The 21558-nt window shown below is 42.4% G+C and carries 16 protein-coding genes; 9 read left to right on the top strand and 7 right to left on the bottom strand.

The annotated features are described in order from the left end of the window. Nucleotides 1-48 precede the first annotated feature (48 nt). Nucleotides 49-1881 (bottom strand): excinuclease ABC subunit UvrC, encoded by a 1833-nt coding sequence (gene uvrC / locus A9260_RS10470; protein WP_068698753.1) that lies wholly within the window; start codon nt 1879-1881, stop codon nt 49-51. Next, nucleotides 1881-2525, bottom strand: a complete 645-nt coding sequence (gene uvrY, locus A9260_RS10465) for a UvrY/SirA/GacA family response regulator transcription factor (RefSeq protein WP_068698751.1) — start codon at nt 2523-2525, stop codon at nt 1881-1883. The genes uvrC and uvrY overlap by 1 nt, the downstream gene beginning before the upstream one ends. A 555-nt stretch (nt 2526-3080) precedes the next feature. Between uvrY and A9260_RS10460 the strand changes: the two genes are divergently transcribed. Then, complete coding sequence (locus A9260_RS10460) at nt 3081-5444, top strand: DNA polymerase II (protein WP_068698749.1); 2364 nt, start codon at nt 3081-3083, stop codon at nt 5442-5444. 59 nt (nt 5445-5503) lie between these two features. Continuing rightward, a complete protein-coding gene (locus A9260_RS10455; RefSeq protein WP_068698747.1) occupies nt 5504-5824 on the top strand; it encodes an HI1450 family dsDNA-mimic protein in 321 nt (106 codons plus the stop codon). Between the two features lie 25 nt (nt 5825-5849). Here A9260_RS10455 and A9260_RS10450 read toward each other — a convergent pair whose 3' ends face one another. Beyond that, complete coding sequence (locus tag A9260_RS10450; RefSeq protein WP_068698745.1) at nt 5850-7022, bottom strand: multidrug effflux MFS transporter; 1173 nt, start codon at nt 7020-7022, stop codon at nt 5850-5852. Between the two features lie 97 nt (nt 7023-7119). Here A9260_RS10450 and A9260_RS10445 point away from each other — a divergent pair, with 97 nt between their 5' ends. Further along, on the top strand, nt 7120-7611 hold the full coding sequence (locus A9260_RS10445) for a MarR family winged helix-turn-helix transcriptional regulator (RefSeq protein ID WP_068698743.1): 492 nt from the start codon (nt 7120-7122) through the stop codon (nt 7609-7611). 45 nt (nt 7612-7656) lie between these two features. Here A9260_RS10445 and A9260_RS10440 read toward each other — a convergent pair whose 3' ends face one another. Continuing rightward, nucleotides 7657-8241, bottom strand: coding sequence for a DUF1294 domain-containing protein (locus A9260_RS10440; protein ID WP_068698741.1), 585 nt, complete (start codon nt 8239-8241; stop codon nt 7657-7659). Nucleotides 8242-8475: 234 nt separating this feature from the next. Here A9260_RS10440 and A9260_RS10435 point away from each other — a divergent pair, with 234 nt between their 5' ends. The 4 genes from A9260_RS10435 to A9260_RS10420 all read left to right on the top strand — a co-directional run bounded on the left by A9260_RS10435 (nt 8476) and on the right by A9260_RS10420 (nt 13102). Beyond that, nucleotides 8476-10080: an ABC-F family ATPase gene (locus A9260_RS10435; RefSeq protein WP_082957080.1), complete on the top strand. Its 1605-nt coding sequence runs from the start codon at nt 8476-8478 to the stop codon at nt 10078-10080. 276 nt (nt 10081-10356) lie between these two features. Next, complete coding sequence (locus tag A9260_RS10430) at nt 10357-10746, top strand: MAPEG family protein (protein WP_068698739.1); 390 nt, start codon at nt 10357-10359, stop codon at nt 10744-10746. Nucleotides 10747-11169: 423 nt separating this feature from the next. Then, nucleotides 11170-12003: a 5'-nucleotidase, lipoprotein e(P4) family gene (locus tag A9260_RS10425; protein WP_068698737.1), complete on the top strand. Its 834-nt coding sequence runs from the start codon at nt 11170-11172 to the stop codon at nt 12001-12003. A gap of 304 nt (nt 12004-12307) precedes the next feature. Then, complete coding sequence (locus A9260_RS10420) at nt 12308-13102, top strand: hypothetical protein (protein WP_068698736.1); 795 nt, start codon at nt 12308-12310, stop codon at nt 13100-13102. Nucleotides 13103-13177: 75 nt separating this feature from the next. Here the strand turns inward: A9260_RS10420 and A9260_RS10415 are convergent, their stop codons facing one another. Both A9260_RS10415 and A9260_RS10410 read right to left on the bottom strand, forming a co-directional pair. After that, nucleotides 13178-14341 (bottom strand): MFS transporter, encoded by a 1164-nt coding sequence (locus tag A9260_RS10415; RefSeq protein ID WP_068698734.1) that lies wholly within the window; start codon nt 14339-14341, stop codon nt 13178-13180. Between the two features lie 165 nt (nt 14342-14506). Beyond that, a complete protein-coding gene (locus A9260_RS10410; RefSeq protein ID WP_231892579.1) occupies nt 14507-16279 on the bottom strand; it encodes an ABC transporter ATP-binding protein/permease in 1773 nt (590 codons plus the stop codon). Nucleotides 16280-16432: 153 nt separating this feature from the next. On the opposite strand from A9260_RS10410, the gene A9260_RS10405 reads away from it, so the two are divergent. Together A9260_RS10405 and gltS are read left to right on the top strand one after the other, a co-directional pair. Beyond that, entirely contained in the window at nt 16433-16966 is a 534-nt protein-coding gene (locus A9260_RS10405) for a cytochrome b (RefSeq protein ID WP_068698732.1), read from the top strand. 223 nt (nt 16967-17189) lie between these two features. Then, a complete protein-coding gene (gene gltS / locus A9260_RS10400) occupies nt 17190-18389 on the top strand; it encodes a sodium/glutamate symporter (protein WP_068698730.1) in 1200 nt (399 codons plus the stop codon). Between the two features lie 60 nt (nt 18390-18449). Here gltS and A9260_RS10395 read toward each other — a convergent pair whose 3' ends face one another. Continuing rightward, complete coding sequence (locus tag A9260_RS10395; protein WP_068698726.1) at nt 18450-21542, bottom strand: tetrathionate reductase subunit A; 3093 nt, start codon at nt 21540-21542, stop codon at nt 18450-18452. Nucleotides 21543-21558 lie beyond the last annotated feature (16 nt).

Below are 21558 nucleotides of genomic sequence, written 5' to 3'. Positions count from 1 at the left end.
ACGTGCTCATTTGGCTTTAGGTATATCCCTAATGTTGCGGGATTTTAGTTAGTGTTGCAACGCTTGAACAATCTTTTCTGCTAAAGAATTACTGATACCTGGTACTTTGGCTATTTCTTCAGCGGTCGCCCTCTTCAGTTCTTGAAGACCACCCATGTATTTTAGTAGTGCTTGTCTGCGTTTCGGGCCTACGCCTTCAATCCCTTCAAGAGCACTTGTACGACGAGTTTTACCTCGTTTGGCTCTATGCCCGGCAATGGCATGATTATGGCTCTCATCACGAATGTGCTGCATTAAATGCAGTGCTGGTGCGTCGCTGGCTAGATTAAATTCATCACCTTCTGCGGTAATCATGGTTTCTAAGCCGGGTTTACGCGTCACACCTTTAGCAATACCGATAAGTCTAGGACGTTTTGGCCATTGTTCCCAATACTTAGAAATAATCTCTATGGCGCGGTTGAGCTGCCCTTTACCACCATCAATGAAGATAATGTCAGGAATTTTATCAACGTCTAATTGCTTAGAGTAACGACGCTCTAATACCTGTCCCATTGCCGCATAGTCATCACCGCCAATAATCCCGGTAATGTTATAACGACGATACTCCGGCTTAACCGGACCTTCGTGATTAAACACCACACAAGAGGCGATGGTGCTTTCACCCATGGTATGACTGATATCAAAACATTCCATGCGACGAATCGATTCCATATTCAGCACTTGTTGCAGCTCTTTAAAGCGCTGAGATATGGTCATCTTATGGTTTATTTTGGTGGTGATCGCAGTTAATGCATTGGTATTTGCAAGCTTTAGATAACGCCCTCGATGACCAGTTGGATTAACGTGAAAAGTCACACGTCTTCCCGCCATCTGAGTGAGCGCTTCTTGAAATGGTTGTTCTTCCAATAACAGATCGCTGGCAAACACCAATCGACTGGGTAGCGCCCTACCCTCAGATTGGTTTAAATAATACTGACTAATGAAACTGTAAAAGATTTCATCTTGCTGACTGTTGTGTGGCAACTTAGGGAAAAAGCTGCGACTACCTAAGATTTTACCTTGGCGAATCATCAATATGTGAATACAAGCCACGCCAGATTCTTGGGCATAACCGAGCACATCAATATCATCAAAGCTGTCTTCGGATACAAACTGCTGCTCTTGAATGCGTCTAATGGCTTGTATCTGATCGCGATACTTTGCGGCTTGTTCAAAGTGCAAGCTGCGACTGGCTTCATCCATTTTCTCGATCAGCTTACCCACGACCTGCTGATCTTTACCTTGTAAGAACAAACGTACCCATTGAATGAGATCGGCGTATTCCTCATCAGAAATAATGCTACTGATACAAGGGGCAACACAACGGCCAATTTGATACATCAAACAAGGTCTTGAACGATTGGCATAAATGGTGTCTTCACACTGCCTTACCGGAAGTATTTTCTGCAAAAGATGTAAGGTTTGCCTCACCGCGCCAGAATCGGGATAAGGACCAAAATACTCACCTTTGCGTTTTTTAGTACCACGATGAAGGGACAATCTAGGATGTTTGTGATTGCTAATAAAAATATAAGGGTAAGATTTGTCATCCCGAAGCAACACGTTGTACTTGGGTAAATACTGTTTAATGTAGTTATGCTCAAGAATGAGCGCTTCGGTTTCGGTATGAGTGACGGTCACATCGATATGATCAATATGACTGACTAATGCACGGGTTTTTTCGTTATCGAGTTTTTTTCTGAAATAACTGGTAAGGCGTTTTTGCAGGTCTTTGGCTTTGCCCACATAGATAACAACAGCCTCGGCGTTATACATTCGATAAACGCCGGGCTGGTGTGTAACCGTTTTGAGAAAAGCGACTGAGTCGAATTCTGTTGTCACTACAATGTCTCTGTATCCAACATTCCGTGACGAATAGCGAGATGAGTCAGTTCAACATCACCACTGATGTCGAGCTTATTAAACAGCCTATAACGATAGCTATTGACTGTTTTAGGGCTAAGACTAAGTTGCTCGGAAATATCCGTGACCTTTTGCCCCTTTGTGATCATCAACATGATTTGTAGCTCACGCTCTGACAGATCCTTAAATGGATTATCAGAAGAATGGGAAACTTGACTAAGAGCCATCTGCTGAGCGATTTCTGGTGAAATATAACGTTGACCGCTATTTACCATACGAATTGCATTGACCATTTCATCTGGGCCCGCTCCTTTTGTAAGGTAACCGGACGCGCCAGCTTGCATTACCTTAGTTGGGAAAGGGTTTTCAGTATGAACCGTCAACACGATAATTTTTACGTCTGGGTTAAAACGTAAAATTTTCTTTGTTGCTTCAAGGCCGCCAATACCAGGCATATTCATGTCCATTAAAATGACATCTGCATGGTTATTTCGGCACCATTTTATAGAATTTTCACCACTTTCAGCTTCCCCTGCTACATTCATCCCACGGACGTCTTCAATAATACGTCTTATCCCTGTGCGTACAAGCTCATGATCATCTACAAGGAAAACATTAATCAAACTTGTATCTCCACACTTCTAATTCTTGACTGCATAGAACGTCATGATTAAATCATAACACACGGTCATTATTCTACGTTATCAACGCAGATTCCGACACGCAAATATGCTTAGTATTCATTATTTTTACAATAATTTAGTGTGATTACTATGACCTAGTACGAGAATAATACATTTAACCGCTTAATTTTTAGGCCCAATATCACCTTGTTCCATATGTCATGGGTATGTCAGAGACGCATCCAAATCCGTGAGTACTAAGGTTAATACAAAGCGCAATTGACTAGGCATTGTGATTAATCAAATTTAAATTCATATAAACACACGCTAAAGGGTTTGTTACTTAGAGCGAACACATGAGTGAATACTTATCGACCAATCATGTACATCATCTCCACAAGACGCCGTGAAATCATCCTTGATGGCTTCATTGTGGCATCCATGCAACAAAGACTTATTCCGATAACGCACATGATTTTGTTCTAATATCGTTCGTGATCTCATCCTAGTTTGTTACTATCTCACCTTAATAAGAGTAGCAAAAAGGCTTGCACATTGCGTTCAGGATTTATCTTAACCCGCCAAAGTAAAGATTTAGGCTCTTCTAGCCTTATCGAATTATGGGTTGCCACCGATCAAGGCCCTACTTTGCTGCAGATCCCTAAGCAAAAATCCGTGTTTTTTATTGAAACTGCATCCGCGCCTCTTGTCATACAAATTGCACAACAGTGTCGTATTCCTTGTGAAACCAAGCCACTGCCGTTAAAGACATTCCAATTAAACCCGATTACCGCCTGCTATTTCCCTACGCGAAAGCACGCCTTGGAATTTGAAAAAGTACTCAATGATCAGGGCATTGCGGTTTATGAATCGGATATTCGTCTAGTCGATCGCTACCTGATGGAGCGGTTTATCCAAGGACAAATTGAATTTGATGGCAATGAAATACAAGCTGATGGCTACCTTAAGTTAACTAATGCGCAATGTCGCTCGGCAAAAAGTTATACGCCTAAACTCTCGGTAGTATCATTAGATATAGAGTGTTCGGCCAACGGCGTATTATATTCCATTGGCTTAGACTCTCCCTTAGACAGTCGCGTGCTGATGATTGGCGAGCCTCAACCTAGCGATGAAACACCCATACAATGGATTGAAAATGAAAAGGCGCTATTGATTGCGTTAGTGCAATGGTTTGAGCAGTTTGATCCTGACATTATTATTGGTTGGAATGTCATTGGCTTTGATATGCGCTTGCTGGTGCAACGGGCAGAGCAACACAAAATGCGCCTCAACCTTGGGCGCGGTAAACAACGCTGTTATTACCGCCAGTCCAATCAGAGTCAACAAGGGTTTATTACCGTGCCGGGACGTGTGGTTGTCAACGGTATCGACGGCCTAAAATCGGCGACCTATTCCTTTGATTCTTGGTCTTTAGAGTCTGTTTCACAGACCTTATTACATGAAGGTAAAGCCATCCATAATGTTCATGACAGAATGGATGAGATTAACCAGATGTTCCACCATGACAAGCTTTCATTGGCTAAATACAACCTGCAAGATTGCGTTCTGGTTAATAAGATTTTTGAAAAGACCCACCTGCTAGATTACCTAGTTCAACGAAGTAAATTAACTGGGCTATCCCTTGATCGCGTCGGTGGCAGTGTTGCTGCATTTTCCAACCTGTATTTGCCTCGCTTGCATCGTGGTGGTTATGTTGCGCCAACCTTGATGCCCAATGATTGGATAGCCAGCCCCGGCGGCTTTGTGATGGACTCAAAACCCGGCTTATATGATTCTGTTTTAGTCTTAGATTTTAAAAGCCTTTACCCTGCTATTATTCGCAGCTTTCTTATTGACCCTATGGGGCTTATCGAAGGCTTACAGCTAGAGATAGGAACCGATGAAGACCAAGCTGTACCCGGCTTTAGAAAAGCGCAGTTTCATCGTCAAAAACACTTTTTACCCAATTTGATTGAAGAGTTATGGCAAGCGCGAGATCAGGCTAAAAAAGATAAAGAAGTGGTCTTCTCTCAAGCAATAAAAATCATCATGAATTCATTTTATGGCGTATTAGGTTCTTCAGGTTGTCGTTTCTTTGATACTCGATTGGCTTCCTCTATTACGTTACGTGGTCACGAAATAATGAAGACCACACGTAAGCTTATCGAAGCTAAAGGTTATGAAGTTATCTATGGCGACACTGACTCCACCTTTGTTTCTTTAAAAGGTGAATGTAGCCAGCAACAAGCAGATGAAGTGGGACACGCACTAACCCTACACATCAATTCATGGTGGAAACAGCATCTAGCGGACGAGTACAACCTTACATCATTGTTAGAACTGGAATACGAAACTCACTTTACTCGCTTTTTTATGCCGACAATTCGCGGATCAGAAACAGGATCTAAGAAGCGCTATGCCGGCCTTATTCAAACTGAAAATCAATCTCGGATTATTTTTAAAGGATTAGAAAGTGCCCGCAGTGATTGGACGGATTTAGCGCAAGACTTTCAGGCGCATCTGTATGAGCTGATTTTTGATGCCCTTGACCCCACACAATTTGTTCTCGATACCGTACAACAGGTGGAATCTGGTTCGCTGGACGATAAGCTTATCTATAAGAAGAGATTGCGCAGAAAGCTCAACGATTATCAAAAAAACATCCCGCCACAGGTTCGCGCTGCGCGATTGGCTGATGAAATCAATCAGCAGTTAGGCCGCCCTCTTCAATATCAAAATCGTAGCCGTATTGCTTATATCATCACTAAAGGAGGCCCTGAACCAGTCGAATATGCCCGTAATCCAATCGACTATGAGCACTACATTGAAAAGCAAATCAAACCCATTGCTGATGCTATTTTACCCTTTGTTGGTTTAAGGTTTGATGACATTAATGCACCTCAAATTGGCTTGTTCTAATTAGCCAATTTTAAGCGTACAATCACGCCAATTATTGTAGAAATCACTAAGGTAATCTAATGAGTGAACTTTTATCCTACGACGACACCATCGATACGGCGTACGACATTTTTCTAGAAATGGCACCCGATAATCTAGAAGCGGCTGATGTGGCTCTATTTACTCTTCAATTTGAAGATCGTGGCGCAGCAGAATTGGTTGAAACGGCTGACGATTGGGCGCAGCACGTAGGTTTTGAAGTAGATAAAGAAACTTACGCTGAAATCAAAATCGGCCTCGTAAACGAAGCCGATGATATACTTGATGATGTGTTTGCACGTATGTTGGTATCACGCGACACTGAGCATAAATTTTGTCACATCTTATGGAAACGTGACTAAGTAAAATGCATCAAGTGCGAATAGCTTAAAGCTTTCTAATTGAACGGGACGCTTTTATTGCGCCAAGCAACGCTATCACACTTGATGTAATCATGACCAAAACAAGTGGCACTAACGAGTTAACACTCAATAACGCCGCAATCGCACTGACCATAGCCGCAATCATATATTGGCTTGCACCAAGCGTTGCCGATGCCGTACCCGCATTATTAGGAAAGTAATGCATAAAAGACGCAGCGGAATTAGGCATAACTCCCCCTATCATTGCCGTTGTCAGCACAAAGCCAATCACTGTCAATACCAAGCTATCTGGGAAACATAGCGTCACAAAGACCAGAAACGCAGCCGCCACTATCTGCATCTTTAAAAAACCTTGCAGCAATAATGAAGGCTCATAACGGTGTAATAAGAAAGAGTTAATTCGATTCACAACGCCCACACCGAGTACATTGAGCACCAATAGCGCCGAAAACAGCTCTTCAGACACGCCAAAATGTTCAATATAAGCAAACGCAACATTGGTTAAAAAGCACATTAATACGGCAAAACCAAAGCCTTGAGACGCTAAATACCCCAACGCCTTTCTTTCACGAAATACTGCGGCATAGCCTAAACCTTTCGGTTTGTGTGCCGACACTGCTGTTACTTGTTTAGGCATAATCAGCAGGACACTTGCGCTAATCACAACCGCAAATATACCCATCATAATAAAAATCCAATGCCAACCTAAAAGCTTAAGCACTAAGGTGCCAACTGATGGGGCAATAGACGGCGCTATCATACCTATAAACATAAGTAGTGAAAATAACCGCGCCGTTTCTTTACCTGTTGTTCGGTCACGAATGATTGCAGGTACTCCAACAACGGCTACCCCACCGCCGATGGCTTGAATCACTCTAAAACACCACATTTGATGCAGGCTATCAATAAAGCCAATCGCGATGCTAGCTATAGCAAACATCAAAAGACCAACAACTATGACCGGTTTTCGACCAAGCCTGTCTGATAATGGCCCGCCAAATAGCTGACCAATGGACAGCCCTAAAATATATAAGCTCACTGTAATCGCGACATGCGACGTTTGTGCACCCAAATCATTGGCAATGATTGGAATAGCTGACAAGTAACTGTCAGTGGCAAAGGGAGAAATTGCGGAAATCGCAACCAGTAATGCAATAAATGATTTTGTGAGCTTCATAACAAATCTAGGTCCAGTTATCTTTCCGGCAAGATAATAACTGGAATATATCTTTCTAGCAAGGTATATTCGGACATTCACTAAGTAGGAGAACTCAATGCAGCCCCACCATTCCATTGTTGATACCGTCGAAAAGTCAAAAAACAATTGGCCTGAAGCTTTTACGACTCTTTCTCCCTCTATTCTTCGAATACACCGTTTACACGACTATTTGCGTAATAATATGGAGCAGTTAGTTAAGCAGTATGATCTGCAAGCGGCTGATTTTGGTGTGTTAGAAACCCTACGCAAAGAACCGCAACCCTATTGCCTATCTCCTACCGACCTTTATCAAGGCATGTTATTTAGCTCAGGCGGGCTAACCAAGGTATTAAATCGATTAACTGACGCTCAATTAATCGAGCGTATGGATAATCCTTTAGATAAGCGCAGTAAATTGGTTGTTTTGAGTCCGCAAGGAAAAGAGTTAATCGAGATGGTCATTCAAGATTTACATCAGATAGAGCAAAAAAGCATGGCAAGGCTTTCTGATCTAGAAAAACAACAACTTGAGCAATTGTTGAGTAAGTTATTGGGTGAGTGGGAATAGTTTACTGCAAGCATCATAAAGTATTCCCAAACGCTAAGGGTGGCGTTATAAACGCAGGAGTAAGCTTTGAATTAACTCCCTGCCTGCACCAGTAAACAACCAAATAAATCCGGATATATTCAGTATAATCGCAAGCCAAAGTATCAATTTGAAAGGTTGCTTCTTCGATTTGTGGCGTAGATAGTGCTGTGCCAATAGCGCGCCCGGCCAACCGCCAATTAAACAAAGAAAATGAAGCGTGTTTTCTGGTGTTCTCCATTGTCCTTTTTGCGCGGCTTGTTTATCTCGCCAAAAAATCACAAAGGTAAGTAGGCTCAATGCAAAATAAGCAGGCACTAAAAACGGCAAACCTTTCAAGACAATAATGCTGACACTTGCCATCAGCAAGAACCCCAAAGCAAACAACACCGTTATCGACAATCCGCCCGCCCCTTGAATAACAACCTGTTTAGCGTTTAAACGACCTCTGTTGTCTTCTTCTACTTCAAACACAACGGCATCATCTAACTTAGGTCGCCTTGTTGCGCCTTTAACCGATGATACGTGAATAAACACCTTTATTTCGCCATTTAATGCCGAGATAAATCCATATCCTTTAGCATCGTTCCATTCTACGATCTGACCTTTCATCATCATTCCTAAGTCGGTATAAAAATCTGTGCATTATCCAATAGTTAGCGACGCACGAGTTATTTAAAGCATTGTGCCGTAGATCTCAAACTTGAAGCAAATCAAAATACTCAGTGATCCATCTCACATAACTGTCTTTTGTTGAATAACTCTGTATAATCGCGCGCCTGAAACGTATTGTTTGAAACCGCTTAATATAGGCGGAACACCCCCTTAACACTTAGGAATAGTTCTTTGATATCTACTGCAAACATCACCATGCAATTTGGCGCCGAGCCTTTATTTGAAAACATTTCAGCCAAATTTGGTAACGGCAACCGTTATGGCCTCATTGGCGCAAATGGGTGTGGTAAATCAACCTTCATGAAAATCCTAAGTGGTGCCTTAACTCCAAGCTCTGGCAATGTCTCTATCACTCCAGGGTTAAAACTTGGCGTATTGAGCCAAGACCAGTTTGCGTTTGAAGAGCACAACGTAATTGACGTAGTGATCATGGGCGATCGTAAACTTTGGGAAATCAAACAAGAGCGTGAGCGCATCTACTCGCTTCCAGAAATGAGCGAAGAGGACGGTATGAAAGTCGCCGAGCTTGAGAGTGAATTTGCCGAGATGGACGGTTACACAGCCGAAAGTCGCGCCGGTGACATTTTATTGCAAGCAGGTATCGAAGAAGAGTTTCATTTTGGTCTAATGCAGCAAGTTGCTCCGGGTTGGAAATTGCGTGTGCTATTGGCGCAAGCACTGTTCTCAAACCCAGATATTCTGCTTCTTGATGAGCCAACCAACAACTTGGACATTCACACCATCAACTGGCTTGGTGAAGAGTTAAACCAACGTAAGTGCACCATGATTATCATATCGCATGACCGTCACTTCCTTAACTCAGTTTGTACCCACATGGCTGACATCGATTACGGTGAGCTTCGTATCTACCCAGGTAACTACGAATACTTCCTTGAAGCTTCTGGCCTTATTCGTGAACAACTACTTGCAAACAATGCCAAGAAATCAGCTGAAATTAGTGAACTGCAAGACTTTGTGAATCGCTTTGGTGCGAATGCTTCTAAAGCAAAACAAGCCAGCTCTCGTGCTAAAAAAATGGATAAAATCAAGCTTGATGAAGTGAAGTCATCTAGCCGTATTAGCCCATCAATTGATTTTGGCGAAGGCAAAAAACTGCACCGCCAAGCACTAGAGTTGCAAGACTTAGGACACGCCTTTGATGACGAACTGCTGTTTGAAAAAGGTAATCTATTACTAGAAGCAGGCACTCGCCTTGCTGTCATCGGTGAAAATGGCGTAGGTAAAACCACGCTATTACGCTGCCTAGTAAACGAACTAGAGCAAAAGCATGGCGTTGTTAAATGGTCAGAAAATGCTTCTATTGGTTACTGCCCTCAAGATAGCACCGCAGACTTTGATAACGATTTGAGTATCTTTGACTGGATCTCACAATGGCGCACAGTGAAGCATGATGATCTTATGGTTCGCGGTATTTTGGGTCGCCTACTCTTCACCGCAGACGATGCGAATAAAAAAGCGAAGAACTGTTCTGGTGGTGAGAAAAACCGTTTATTGTTTGGCAAACTAATGATGCAAGATATTAACGTGCTGGTTATGGATGAACCTACTAACCACATGGATATGGAAGCCATCGAAGCGCTCAATAACGCACTTAAAGACTATCAAGGCACGCTGATCTTCGTTAGTCATGACCGTGAATTTGTCTCATCTTTAGCCACATCCATCATTGATGTTAAAGATAAGCAGTTAGTTAACTTCCAAGGGACTTATGATGAGTATTTATCTCATCTGAAAAAACTTGCCGAAGTCGCGTAAATTTTAAAATGCCTTAATTTACCGTTTGAGTCAGTTTGTTTTACTAATGTCGATTGTTAGTAAAGTAAACTGGCTCATTTTATATATTCCTACCTTTCTAAATAGCTGATTTAACCAACCTTCTTCTACCTCTATCCTTTTGCATCACCAAATCCGTATGACCTAATATAGATACACATCCTGTTGATAAACTATGCGACCCCAAGCAGGAAAATTGCTCAATGGTCAGCTATTGTTTTACAGCGACTCTACCTACACTTTCATAAGGACACTACATTGAGCTTATTAATTGGATGTCTCATTAGCGCCGCATTGCTTCCTTACATAGCCAAAATTCCGCTGGCTATAGCGATGCATAAGACAGGTCGTTACGATAATCATCATCCAAGAGAGCAACAGGCGAATTTGCAAGGGTTCGGCGCTCGTGCTTTGGCCGCCCATCACAATGCTTTCGAATCTTTAATTATTTTTTCTATCTCAATATTGTTGGCCATCACGACTAATACCATAAACGATACGGTTCAATTGCTCGCCATAACTCATATTGGCTTCAGGATAGCCTACAACGTTCTCTATTTACTTAACATTAGTACGCTACGCTCCATTGCTTGGGCGATTGCTATCGCTTGCTCATTTTTAATAATGTGGCAGTGCATTCCAATGTAATGATGATAAAGACTATCAAAGTGTGCGTATATGTATAATTAATCGTGCGCAATAATAACACTTTAATAATAAAACCCTAAAATACTACTCAATTAATACTCACCGCCTTTCATATTGATTTCTTATAAAAAGTCATTAATATTGAATAATAAATTTATTTAATATTCACTCTACCACCTAAACTATTAAATAATAAAGATATTTTGACTTTTAGCCTTTATTCTCAATAATATTGTTATTCATTTCGGTTGCCTGACAAAATAATCTCTGTATTATTATCTTACTTTAGTCATAAAATTGAATTTTTATTATATTAAACTCAATGCATGACAGTTACTACAGCACTCAGTAAACCCTGATAAATATATAAAACTTATCTCGTATGGGTAAATTGGATGAATAACCAATTGATGGAATAATATTATGAACACTTTATTTAAACGAGCATTTAAAACGTTAGCAATATGCAGTGTATTTGGTACTTCGTTCGCTATGGCTAATGATAATGCGACAGGTGGCGATAATGCCTTGTTATACTCAGTTGCATGGAAGCAAACGGCAGCAGAATACCAAGCTCTTTATTATCAAGGGTTTAACATTGCAAAAATGCATGTACAGGAAGCACTAGCCAATCATAAAAAAGGTGATAAGCCTATTGCGATTGTGTCTGACTTTGATGACACTTTAGTTCAACATGTTGGATATTGGGGCAACCTAGTTAATAAGAATAAAGATTTCTTTGATGATTCTATTTGGGATAAATGGATTCCAACTAACGGCTTAGTTGCCTCTCCGGGTGCAAAAGACTTTTTAGAGTATTGTGAAAAGAATGGCGTAGAAATATTCTATATTTCAAGCCGTGAGCAAGGCGAAAAAACGTTTGAATATGCACTAGATAATATCCATCATTTAGGCTTCCCACTAAAAGATGAGTCTCACTTTACTGTATTACGTGACACTTCAAACAAAGAAACACGTCAAGACCAAATTATGGAAAAATATGACGTTGCGGTATTCCTTGGTGATAGCCTGAATGACTTCCGTCGTAAATATTATATTAAAGGCGATGTTGACGCCCGTATGGATAAAATGAAAGAAGATCGTGATAAGTATGGTATGAAATATGTACTATTCCCTAACCCGACTGATGGTCAATGGTTAGCCGCTATCTTTGGCGAATCTGAACCAGCCGCTAATGATCAAAATCGTATGATCTTGAAAAAAGCAGCAGCGAAAAGCGCTTGGAATAATAAGTAACCTTCATAAGCCTTGTTACAACTGAAATTAAGAGCCTAGAATTAACTCTTTGTAACAAGGCTTACTATTATACCAATCATAGTAAGCACCCTTACCCTATTGAATTAAAAGTACTGTTAAAGCAACACCTTACTCAATTTCCTTTATATTAAATCTCCTATCAGCGCCTTATCAAATACTGTTAGATCACCTTAAATCTTACCACTTTATGCCAACCTAATATCATCATGCTACACCAGTTTCATATTCTGTGTTATTTTCATCTTTGATGTGTATCTACACACCTTTTGGAGCTGACATTTTAATGCAAAAACACCTTTTCTCTATTTCCTTGCTTTGTATAAGTTTATACCCTTCTTTTGTGCTCTCAGATGATGTTGTAAGCTCAGATAAAGAGTCAATCACATCCGAAAAAAAGCGTGATATTTACGATAATGAAAACAAAAACGCAGACGACCCAACTCGAATTGTCACCAAGATTGGTATCGCTGGGGATTATAACTTTGAGTCGGAAAAAGCAGGTTATTCTATCTCAGGCTCGATAGGGTTGAGTGAAGCACAAAAGATCAACGCTCGATATCATCCCGACACCCAAGAATGGAGCTTAGGCGGATCGTGGCTGTTTGATGTCGGCATTGTGAACTTTAACTTCGGGCGAAGTGAGTATGAAGACGGTTCTAATTTTAATAATTACAGCGTTGGTACCTTTGTACCCTTGTCGGTTTTTGGTATTGAACCGGCTGGATGGCAAATCTTCCCCATGCTCGGTTTTAACTACACCGATGGTGAAAGACCATTAAATGAAACAAACCATTTTTTAAAACAAGATAACCCTATTGTATTACATCCGACTAGCAGCACTGGCGGTTACGCAGGATTCTTCACCTTAAAACCGATTAATGATCAGTTTACCGTAATTTCATTTGCCGGAGCATCGGTGGGATCTGATGATTACTTTGGCTATTGGATTGGCGCTGGCGCAGGTTTTAACATGACCCAAAAAGATAGCCTTAGCTTACTGACGTTAGTAACAGATAACGACTATGGCTCAGATAAAAAAATCATTTTGTCTTACAGCCATACGTTCTCATCCAATTAGATCGCCCGCTTCCAAACTTAAAATCGAATACCAATAACAGTAAGTAGATAGCCTTAAACACAATCAGTTTTAGGGCTATTTTTCTTTTAATTTATGAATGACAACCGCCACGCTCAATAATACCGCATACATTAACAGCAAGGGCTGTGCACTGACACTTGATAAACCAGACGCGATAAATGAAATGAATGCAGTGCATAACCAACAAACCGAAAATACCAACGCATTGGCTATTCCCGCTAAATGGGAAAAAGGAACAAGAGCCTGACCTAGAAACAATGGAAACAAGACCCCCAGCGCTGTCACAACAACGGCGACCGGTACCACAAACGCCACTAAGTTAAGCCCAAAATACCATTGGTAGCCTGCCCCTATGATCACCGCTGCCAATGATAACGTCATAGAAACGTTAATCTTTAGGTTTGCTGAAACTGAAAAGAACAACCGATTAGCTAAATTACCCACCAGCCAACATGCCCCAAGCAATAACGCAATGCGCCCATAAAAGATAAAAGTATGCCCCAAGGTTGTTTGCACTAAAAACGGGGCCACAGTATTAAAAGCAGGTAAGATGCTGTAAAGAATCCCGCAAATAATGGCGATTTTTCTAAAGGACTGATTACCTAAAATCTCCAATAAACTACCGGTAATAAAGCGCGCACTAATTTCGGTTTTTTGATGATTATCGGTAAAGAAAATCAGCAATAATATAGCCCCTATCGTCACCCAACCAAGCAAAGCATAAAACACCATGCTCCAACCGAAATGAGACTCAAGATAACTGCCAACAAATGGGGAAAGCGTTAAACCTAGCGCGAAGGAAATCGTAATCCAATTAACCGCACGTAAGTATTCTTGTCCATGAAACATATCTTTAATTGCAGCTCGGCCGCCAACCGCAACAAAGGATACCGCTAAACCTTGCACCAGTCTTAAAGCAACTAAACTTTCAATAGAAGGCGCAACCGCAGAGGCAAATAATGCAATAATAAGTACTGCACACCCCATCAACATCGGCGCTTTTCGTCCCATTGCATCAACCACAAAACCGGCAACAATCTGCCCTAAGCCAAAGCCTAATATCGCCGCAGTAAAAGCCCATTGGGTTAATGATTGATTGGTTGAGAATGCAGCTTGAATAGAGGGGAGCGAAGGAACAATGATATCAACAACGATGCCGCCTAATGCAATTAATACATACATTAAAACCGCTAGATTTTGTTTAGCCGATCGTGTCATTTAATCTATCCCTGTTCATTCAATCTTGTACTCAAATATTCACCTAGTCACTCAACATGTGCAATAGCGATTGATGAAAGGTTATCTTTTGCACAAATCTCCATTTTCTTATGGGCGTTTATATTTTTAGTACGTTAATGCTACTAATACGCTAATCAAATTCACTCAATCCCTTTGCTTAAATTGCAGCTCGACTAAGCGTTGATAAAGATCGCAGCTGCGTAATAGCTGATGATGATTACCGATATCCACCAGGTGCCCGTGATCTAACACGGCAATTTGGTCGGCATGTTGAATGGTTGATAATCGGTGAGCGATAATGATGGTGGTGCGGTTTTTCATTAATGCTTCAAGGGCTTGCTGTACATGATGTTCGCTTTCACTATCGAGTGCACTCGTGGCTTCATCAAGCAGTAATATCATCGGATCTTTTAAAATGGCACGGGCAATGGCAATCCTTTGACGCTGTCCACCCGATAAACGAACGCCTTTGTCGCCTAAGTGACTGTGATAACCCTGCGGTAACTGCATAATAAAATCATGAGCATGGGCTTTTTTTGCGGCGGTGATGACCTCATCATCTGTCGCTTCTGGTTTGCCGTAACGGATGTTATGAAATACATCTTGGCTAAATAAAGCCGGTTGTTGTGGCACTAGCGCCATCTTGTCTCGAAGTTCACTCGGATCTACATCACGAATATCCACTCCGGCCAAACAGAGCTTACCCTGTTTAGGATCGTAAAAACGCAATAGCAACTCAAATAAGGTGGTCTTGCCTGCCCCAGATGGCCCCACTAGAGCCAGCACTTTGCCTTCTTTAGCCGTCAGGGTTAAGTTTTCAATGGCAGGAATATCATGGCGAGAAGGATAATAGAAAGACACTTGATCAAAGCTAATTTCTGCACATAATGCCTGCGTCGTGTGCACGGTATTTTTTGGCGCGAGTATTTCGCTTTTCACATTTAAAATTTCAAGTAGGCGCTCGGTTGCCCCAGCAGCGCGTTGCAATTCGCCAAACACTTCAGAAATGGTCGCGGTAGAAGATGCCACCATAATGGCATAAAACACAAATGCACCCAGATCGCCCGCAGACATATCCCCATGAATCACATCGCGCCCACCAACCCAAAGCATGCCAGCAATTGCGCCAAATACAATAACAATGACCCCAGAAATTAATATGGCGCGCTGCTTTACCCTTTGTCTGCCAATGTCATAAGCCCTCTCTACCTCTGTAGAAAATGACGCATATTCTTGCTTCTCTCGACCATAGCTTTGTACGGTTTTAATATGTTCAATTGCTTCACCTGCATAACTGCCCACATCCGCCATTGAATCCTGGCTTTGCCTTGAAAGCGCGCGTACTCGACGTCCATAAACAAGAATAGGCACCAAGATAAATGGTACTGAAATTAAAACAATCAAAGTCAGCTTCACATTGGTGGCAAACAACATCACGATTGCGCCGATGCACATCAAAGCACTGCGCATCGCCATAGAAAATGACGAACCAATAATACTTTGTAGCAAGGTGGTATCGGTGGTGATACGCGCCATTATGTCGCCACTGCCTTTATGCTCAAAGTAACTTGGGTGCAGAGAAATCACATGTTTAAAAACGGCCAAACGAATATCAGCGCTGCCCCTTTCACCTACCGATGACACCAAATAGAAACGAAAGTAAGTACCAATAGAAATACACACCGTCACCGCCACAATAAATTGTATCGCGTGAGTAAGATCGCTCACAGAGCGCTGAGAAAATCCCTGATCAATAAGTACCCGAACACCTTGACCCACCGATAGTGTTAACCCTGATGTGATCAACAGTGCAAATAACGCGGCAAATACTTTGGCTCGATAAGGTCTTACAAACTGCAATATCTCAAGCAAAATTTTAAGGCTTGCTCTTGGATATTTAGGCGTTGATTCTGCCACTTTATTCTTCCTTGTTTTCTGTTTTTTATATTTGAATATCAAAGCGTTAAGATGATTAAAGCATTTACATTACTTTACAAGTCATATCATTTCAGTTTGCCCAAATATAGGCATAATACTCCCTCAAATCCTTCTATTTGGTATTGATAGCCTATGTCTGAAAATTCAAAAAAACTCACACGAACTACTATTGTAATGCATTGGCTTACCGGCCTGTCTTTTATTGGCGTCTTTATTGTTGGCCTAATCATGGCTGAAATGGAAAGAGGCCCAGATAAGTTTGAACTGATGGGCTATCACAAATCCATTGGCGCTATTATTCTTATGATTGCACTTTTACGTATCGTTTGGCGATTAAAAGAAGGCAAATTATCAAGCTTAGGCACCAGCTTACCTTGGCAGGAAAAAATGGCGCATGCCGTGCACGGCATATTGATGCTGGCGACCATTGCCATGCCTATCTCAGGGATCGCTATGAGCGCAGGTGGCGGTCGAGCTATCGATATCTTTGGCTGGGTCATCATTGAGAAAGGCGACAAAATTGAGTGGCTACAACAATTGGGTGGCACAATCCACCATAGTGCAGTCAACATCATCATCGCGGTCTTCGCATTGCACATCATTGGCGCGGTTAAACACCACTTTATCGACAAAGATGCCACTATTACGCGTATGTTAGGCAAATAATATGCCAGTGGTTCACTCATATTCATGATTAGCAAAGTCGGCCTTATTGATTAGGCCGACTTACTGACATCGCCTCTAAGTCCCTATTTTTTCTAGTTTTCCCCTACCCTTGTAATATAACGTCACTTTATATTGAATTTGTTGCACATCTTTTTGGTGTTTAACAAAAAATGCTTATAAGATAAAAACTATATTAACAATTGTTTATCATAGGCTTAGGATAATGAATGACATCGTAGCAGGTGGCTTTTTCTCTTTTACTTTAGCAATATTGCTTCTTTTTGCAGGTAAAGGGGCTTTAGCCAGAGTCAGTGTATTAAGAAATTACAGTATTCCAGAGCCGGTCATTGGTGGCTTCCTGTGCGCGGCCACGGTTGCGGCGCTCTATTTTGCGTTTGGTATTAAAGTCACATTTGATGTGCAAGCAAGGGATCTCCTGTTGCTGTACTTCTTTGCTGCGATGGGACTCAACGCTGATATTAAATCACTGCTGAATGGCGGAAAGCCTCTACTGATCTTAGTCGGACTTGCGGCTTTCTATATCGTATTGCAAAACAGCATCGGTATGTCAGTGGCTGGCGCCTTTGGCATGGATCCTAAAGCTGGATTAATGTCTGGCTCTGTTTCCTTGATTGGTGGCGTAGGCACAACGCTCGCTTGGGCACCGACTTTTGTTGAAAAGCTAGGCATTACCAATGCTATGGAACTGGGCATTGCCAGTAATACGATAGGCCTCATATTTGCTTGTGTTATTGGCGGCCCAATTGCCAAATATTTAATGAAAAAACACTCTTTATCAGGTAACACTGAAGAGTCGTTAGATATCGGTCAGTCTTATTCAAAACCATCAGAAATGGTCGACAGCTACAGCCTGTTATTTGCATGGCTACGCTTAAACCTTGCGCTAATGCTAGGTTACGGTATCGACTTAGGCTTAGAGAGTTTAGGAGTTGAGCTTCCGTTATTTGTCTCCTGTCTAATGGCTGGTATTATTTTTGGCAACCGATTTTACAAAGTACTGCCTAAACAAAGTGTGGAAGGCAGTGATCGCGGCCTATCCATCATTTCAGATATTTGTCTTGGCATGTTCATTGTAATGGCACTGATGGATCTTAAAGTATGGGAACTCAGTGGTTTGATGGGCTATTTATCGGTAGTCATGGGCTTACAAATCATCGTATCGGTGCTGTTTGCCACTTTCATTGTCTATCGACTAATGGGTAAGGGCTATGAATCTGCGGTCATTTGTTCCGGTTTTGGCGGCATCACCCTAGGTTCAACCGCCACCGCTATCGCCAACATGTCGGCAGTCACCAAACAACACGGCGCCGCTCACCAAGCCTTTATTGTCGTACCACTGGTATGTGGATTCTTTGTCGATATATTAAATGCTATCGCGATTAACTTTTTTATCTCTTTATAGGCACAGAAAAGGGATTAGGTTCTAACACTAGAACCCAATCCCTTATTGTAAGGCTGTAATTTATACTTTGCGGATTTTCGCAGGAAGTGACTGCCTAGCAGCTGCGCCCACTACCCAATCTAGCATTACGCCTTTACCTTCTCGCGTGGGATCAATCAAACCAATATCATTGATATTGACGCCATCATGACCTTTCATTTTGACCGGTTGCTGCTTATCGCCTATCCAATGAGCGCGCTGACCCAGCTCTGTATGCCCAAACCCATGTTCAAACCCTAGCGTGCCCTGACTAATGCCAGACAAAACCATAGCGTAGGCTTTCGTTGCCCCTCCCGGGGTTTCTATCACAAACTCATCGCCATTTTCGATACCCGCTTGCGCGGCATCATTTGGATGAATATAAACTGGGTTGACCCCTTTAATTGAATTCAAACGCGGAGACAAGTTGGATACTGCGCTATGAATATTGGACTTAAAGTTCGTTAAACTAAATGGCCACTGAGTTTTTGGATAAACGCTCTCTAAAGGCGTTCCATCGGCAAGCTTTTGTGGATGCCAAGTAGGACAGCCACTATAAAGCTCCCCGCTCATGGTGTTCCTAGCTTGGCCGACACGCTCATTCCAAATCGCAACTGGGCGTGTCCATTTATGTTTCATTTGCTCCCCTTTGTACGCCTCTGTTGCATCTTCAAAGCGTCCACCACGAGCAAAAATATACGCCACTCGCTTCATTTCTTCGGCGGTTAAGGTTTGTTTCATTTTTGGCAACAAACGCTCTAGACCAGACCAAGCAATATCTTCGGCTGTCACTTCCGGCACCCCACCTTTGACATACGCTAAGTTTGCCGCAGAGCGCAGGTAAAAGTCTTCCGCGCAATGCAGGCCATGCCATTGACCATTGGCGTCTTTAATTGCTTTGTCGCCAAAGCCACCTAATTGCATTTTTTTAGCCACATCAATCAGGAAGTTTTCCAAACAAATACTGCGACCATCGGCGGTTTTCTGTGTGCGCGCTTCCACAATAGGCCAACGTGCTGTAACCGTTTTGACCGGCACATCGTGCCAAGGGTTAGCCATACCCCAGCTTTCATAAGTGACCGTATCTGGAACAATATAATCAGAGAGTGCAGTTGTTTCATTGATGAAGGCATCCACTGACACAATAAGACCTAACTGCGCGGGATCTTTCAGTTTGTCTTCCAGTAGCGCTTTCAAACCCGGAACCCCATAAATTGGGTTTGCCATATGATTGATCCATGCTTTTAAGCGATATGGATAACCATCAATGGCCGCCGATAAATGCTCAGTAAGCAACGGCGCGGCAAATGGATACCAAGGCGCGCGAGTTGGGTATGGCGACTCACCGGCTTCGACGCGACGTTTATATTCACTGGTTTTTTGATAAGGGAACCTACTGCGAGATAGGAACACCCCTTTCGGACCGACTTTTCCATCAAATTTAGTGAAATCGTAGCGAGGGCCATTTGACGATGTTGGGTAACCGCCTGCCTTCGCCATCGCACCACCTTTCATATTGATGTTACCGACTAAGGCATTCAGCATCATAATGGTAAATGAATTATAAAAGCCATTGGTGTGCATATTGCCACCATGAGTATCCACTACCGCTTTAGTGCCATAACTGGTAAAACGTTTTGCCAGTGCGGTAATGTCGTCTACCGAAATATCACACTGCGCACTATAGAAGTCCAAGTCATACTTAAAGGCTTCTTCTTTTAAGCGTTGTAGCGATGATTTGACGCGAACAATGGCAGAACCTACCATCACTTCACGGTCAACAAACAACTGCGCTTCGTCTGCTTGAGTGTGGATACCGAACTCACCACTTTCTGCATCGACGACAACGTACGGATCGCTTTCAGATAATGCTTCACCTTCATGTGCCATGCCCATATCGGAAGCACGTAAGAAGCCACCATTTCGGCTATGATTTTCATCACTAATCACCAGATGAGTGGCATTACACCAGTGCGCGGTTCCCGCTTTTTGCATGGCTTTTACGCCCGGCTGGGCTAAGAAGGTTTTGTTGTATCGTTTATTGTCCATGATCCATTGAATCATACCCAAGACTAACGCCGAATCGGTCCCCGGTTTAATGGGAAGCCAGCGGTTAGTATCCCCAGCGGCAAGGCTTGAAGATCCGGCCGGTAAGCTTGGGGTAACAAGGGTGTATTCAAGATTACCTTCGGTGCGCGCTTTTGCTAGTTGACGAGCTTGACGCTTAAAAGGGTTACCTGCTTGAGCCGGAGACATACCAATAAAGATGATGAACTCAGCATTATCAAAATCAGGTTTCAAGTGAGCATATTTATCTAAGTCATTCATAAATGCGCCACTACCCGCGCGGAATGAATAACCACAATAAGAACCATGGTGACCAAAGTTTCGAGTGCCAAAGCTATTAAACGCAAAACGCTTAAAGATATCGTCACGACCTTCATTACCCGCATTGGTCATTAATAGCTGATTAGCTTTAGGTCCATATTCGATATTTTGCGGATCAACGGGAGATTTAATGTCACGAATCTCTTTCAGACCATCGACATGCCCCTCACCAAATAAGTCGCCACCTTCGACCACCTCATCGATCAATTGCTCATAACTGATAGGAACCCATTTACCTTCACCGCGCTTGCCTATGCGCTTAAGTGGTTGGGTAATTCGATAAGGGCTGTTGCGTATTTCTAACATTCCATTACCACGGGCGCAGGCTGTTGAGCGCCCCTCTAAACCCGCCTCTCCTGTCATGCCTAATAAAGCGTCTTTGACTGGGGTATTAAATGGAATATGTTGCTGATGAGAAAGCGGATGATAAGGATTGCCCGAAATTCGTAAGATTTCATCATTACGATTATCAATGCGCACACGCAATCCACACAAACTCCAGCAACCAAAACACATTGAAGGAGCAACTCGTTGATTCGGGTTTGGAATTAACTTGCCTTCTCCCTTCACTTTGAACTCAGGTTCAAGAGAGTTACCATGATGAATATCTTGAGTCTTAACACCGGAAGTGCCATCGACAATACCTTTCGCCATATGTTGGGTTGTGGCGGTATAGCCTGCAGCAAAAGCACCGATGCCTCCCACCGCAATACCAGATTTCAAAAACTTACGTCGTTTATTATCCACAGTGAAATCCTCTTGA

This window comes from Vibrio sp. UCD-FRSSP16_30 (genome assembly GCF_001676025.1).
Taxonomy (GTDB): Bacteria; Pseudomonadota; Gammaproteobacteria; order Enterobacterales; family Vibrionaceae; genus Vibrio.
Note: the sequence above shows the minus strand (reverse complement) of the source record. Positions and strands in the feature narration are given on the sequence as shown.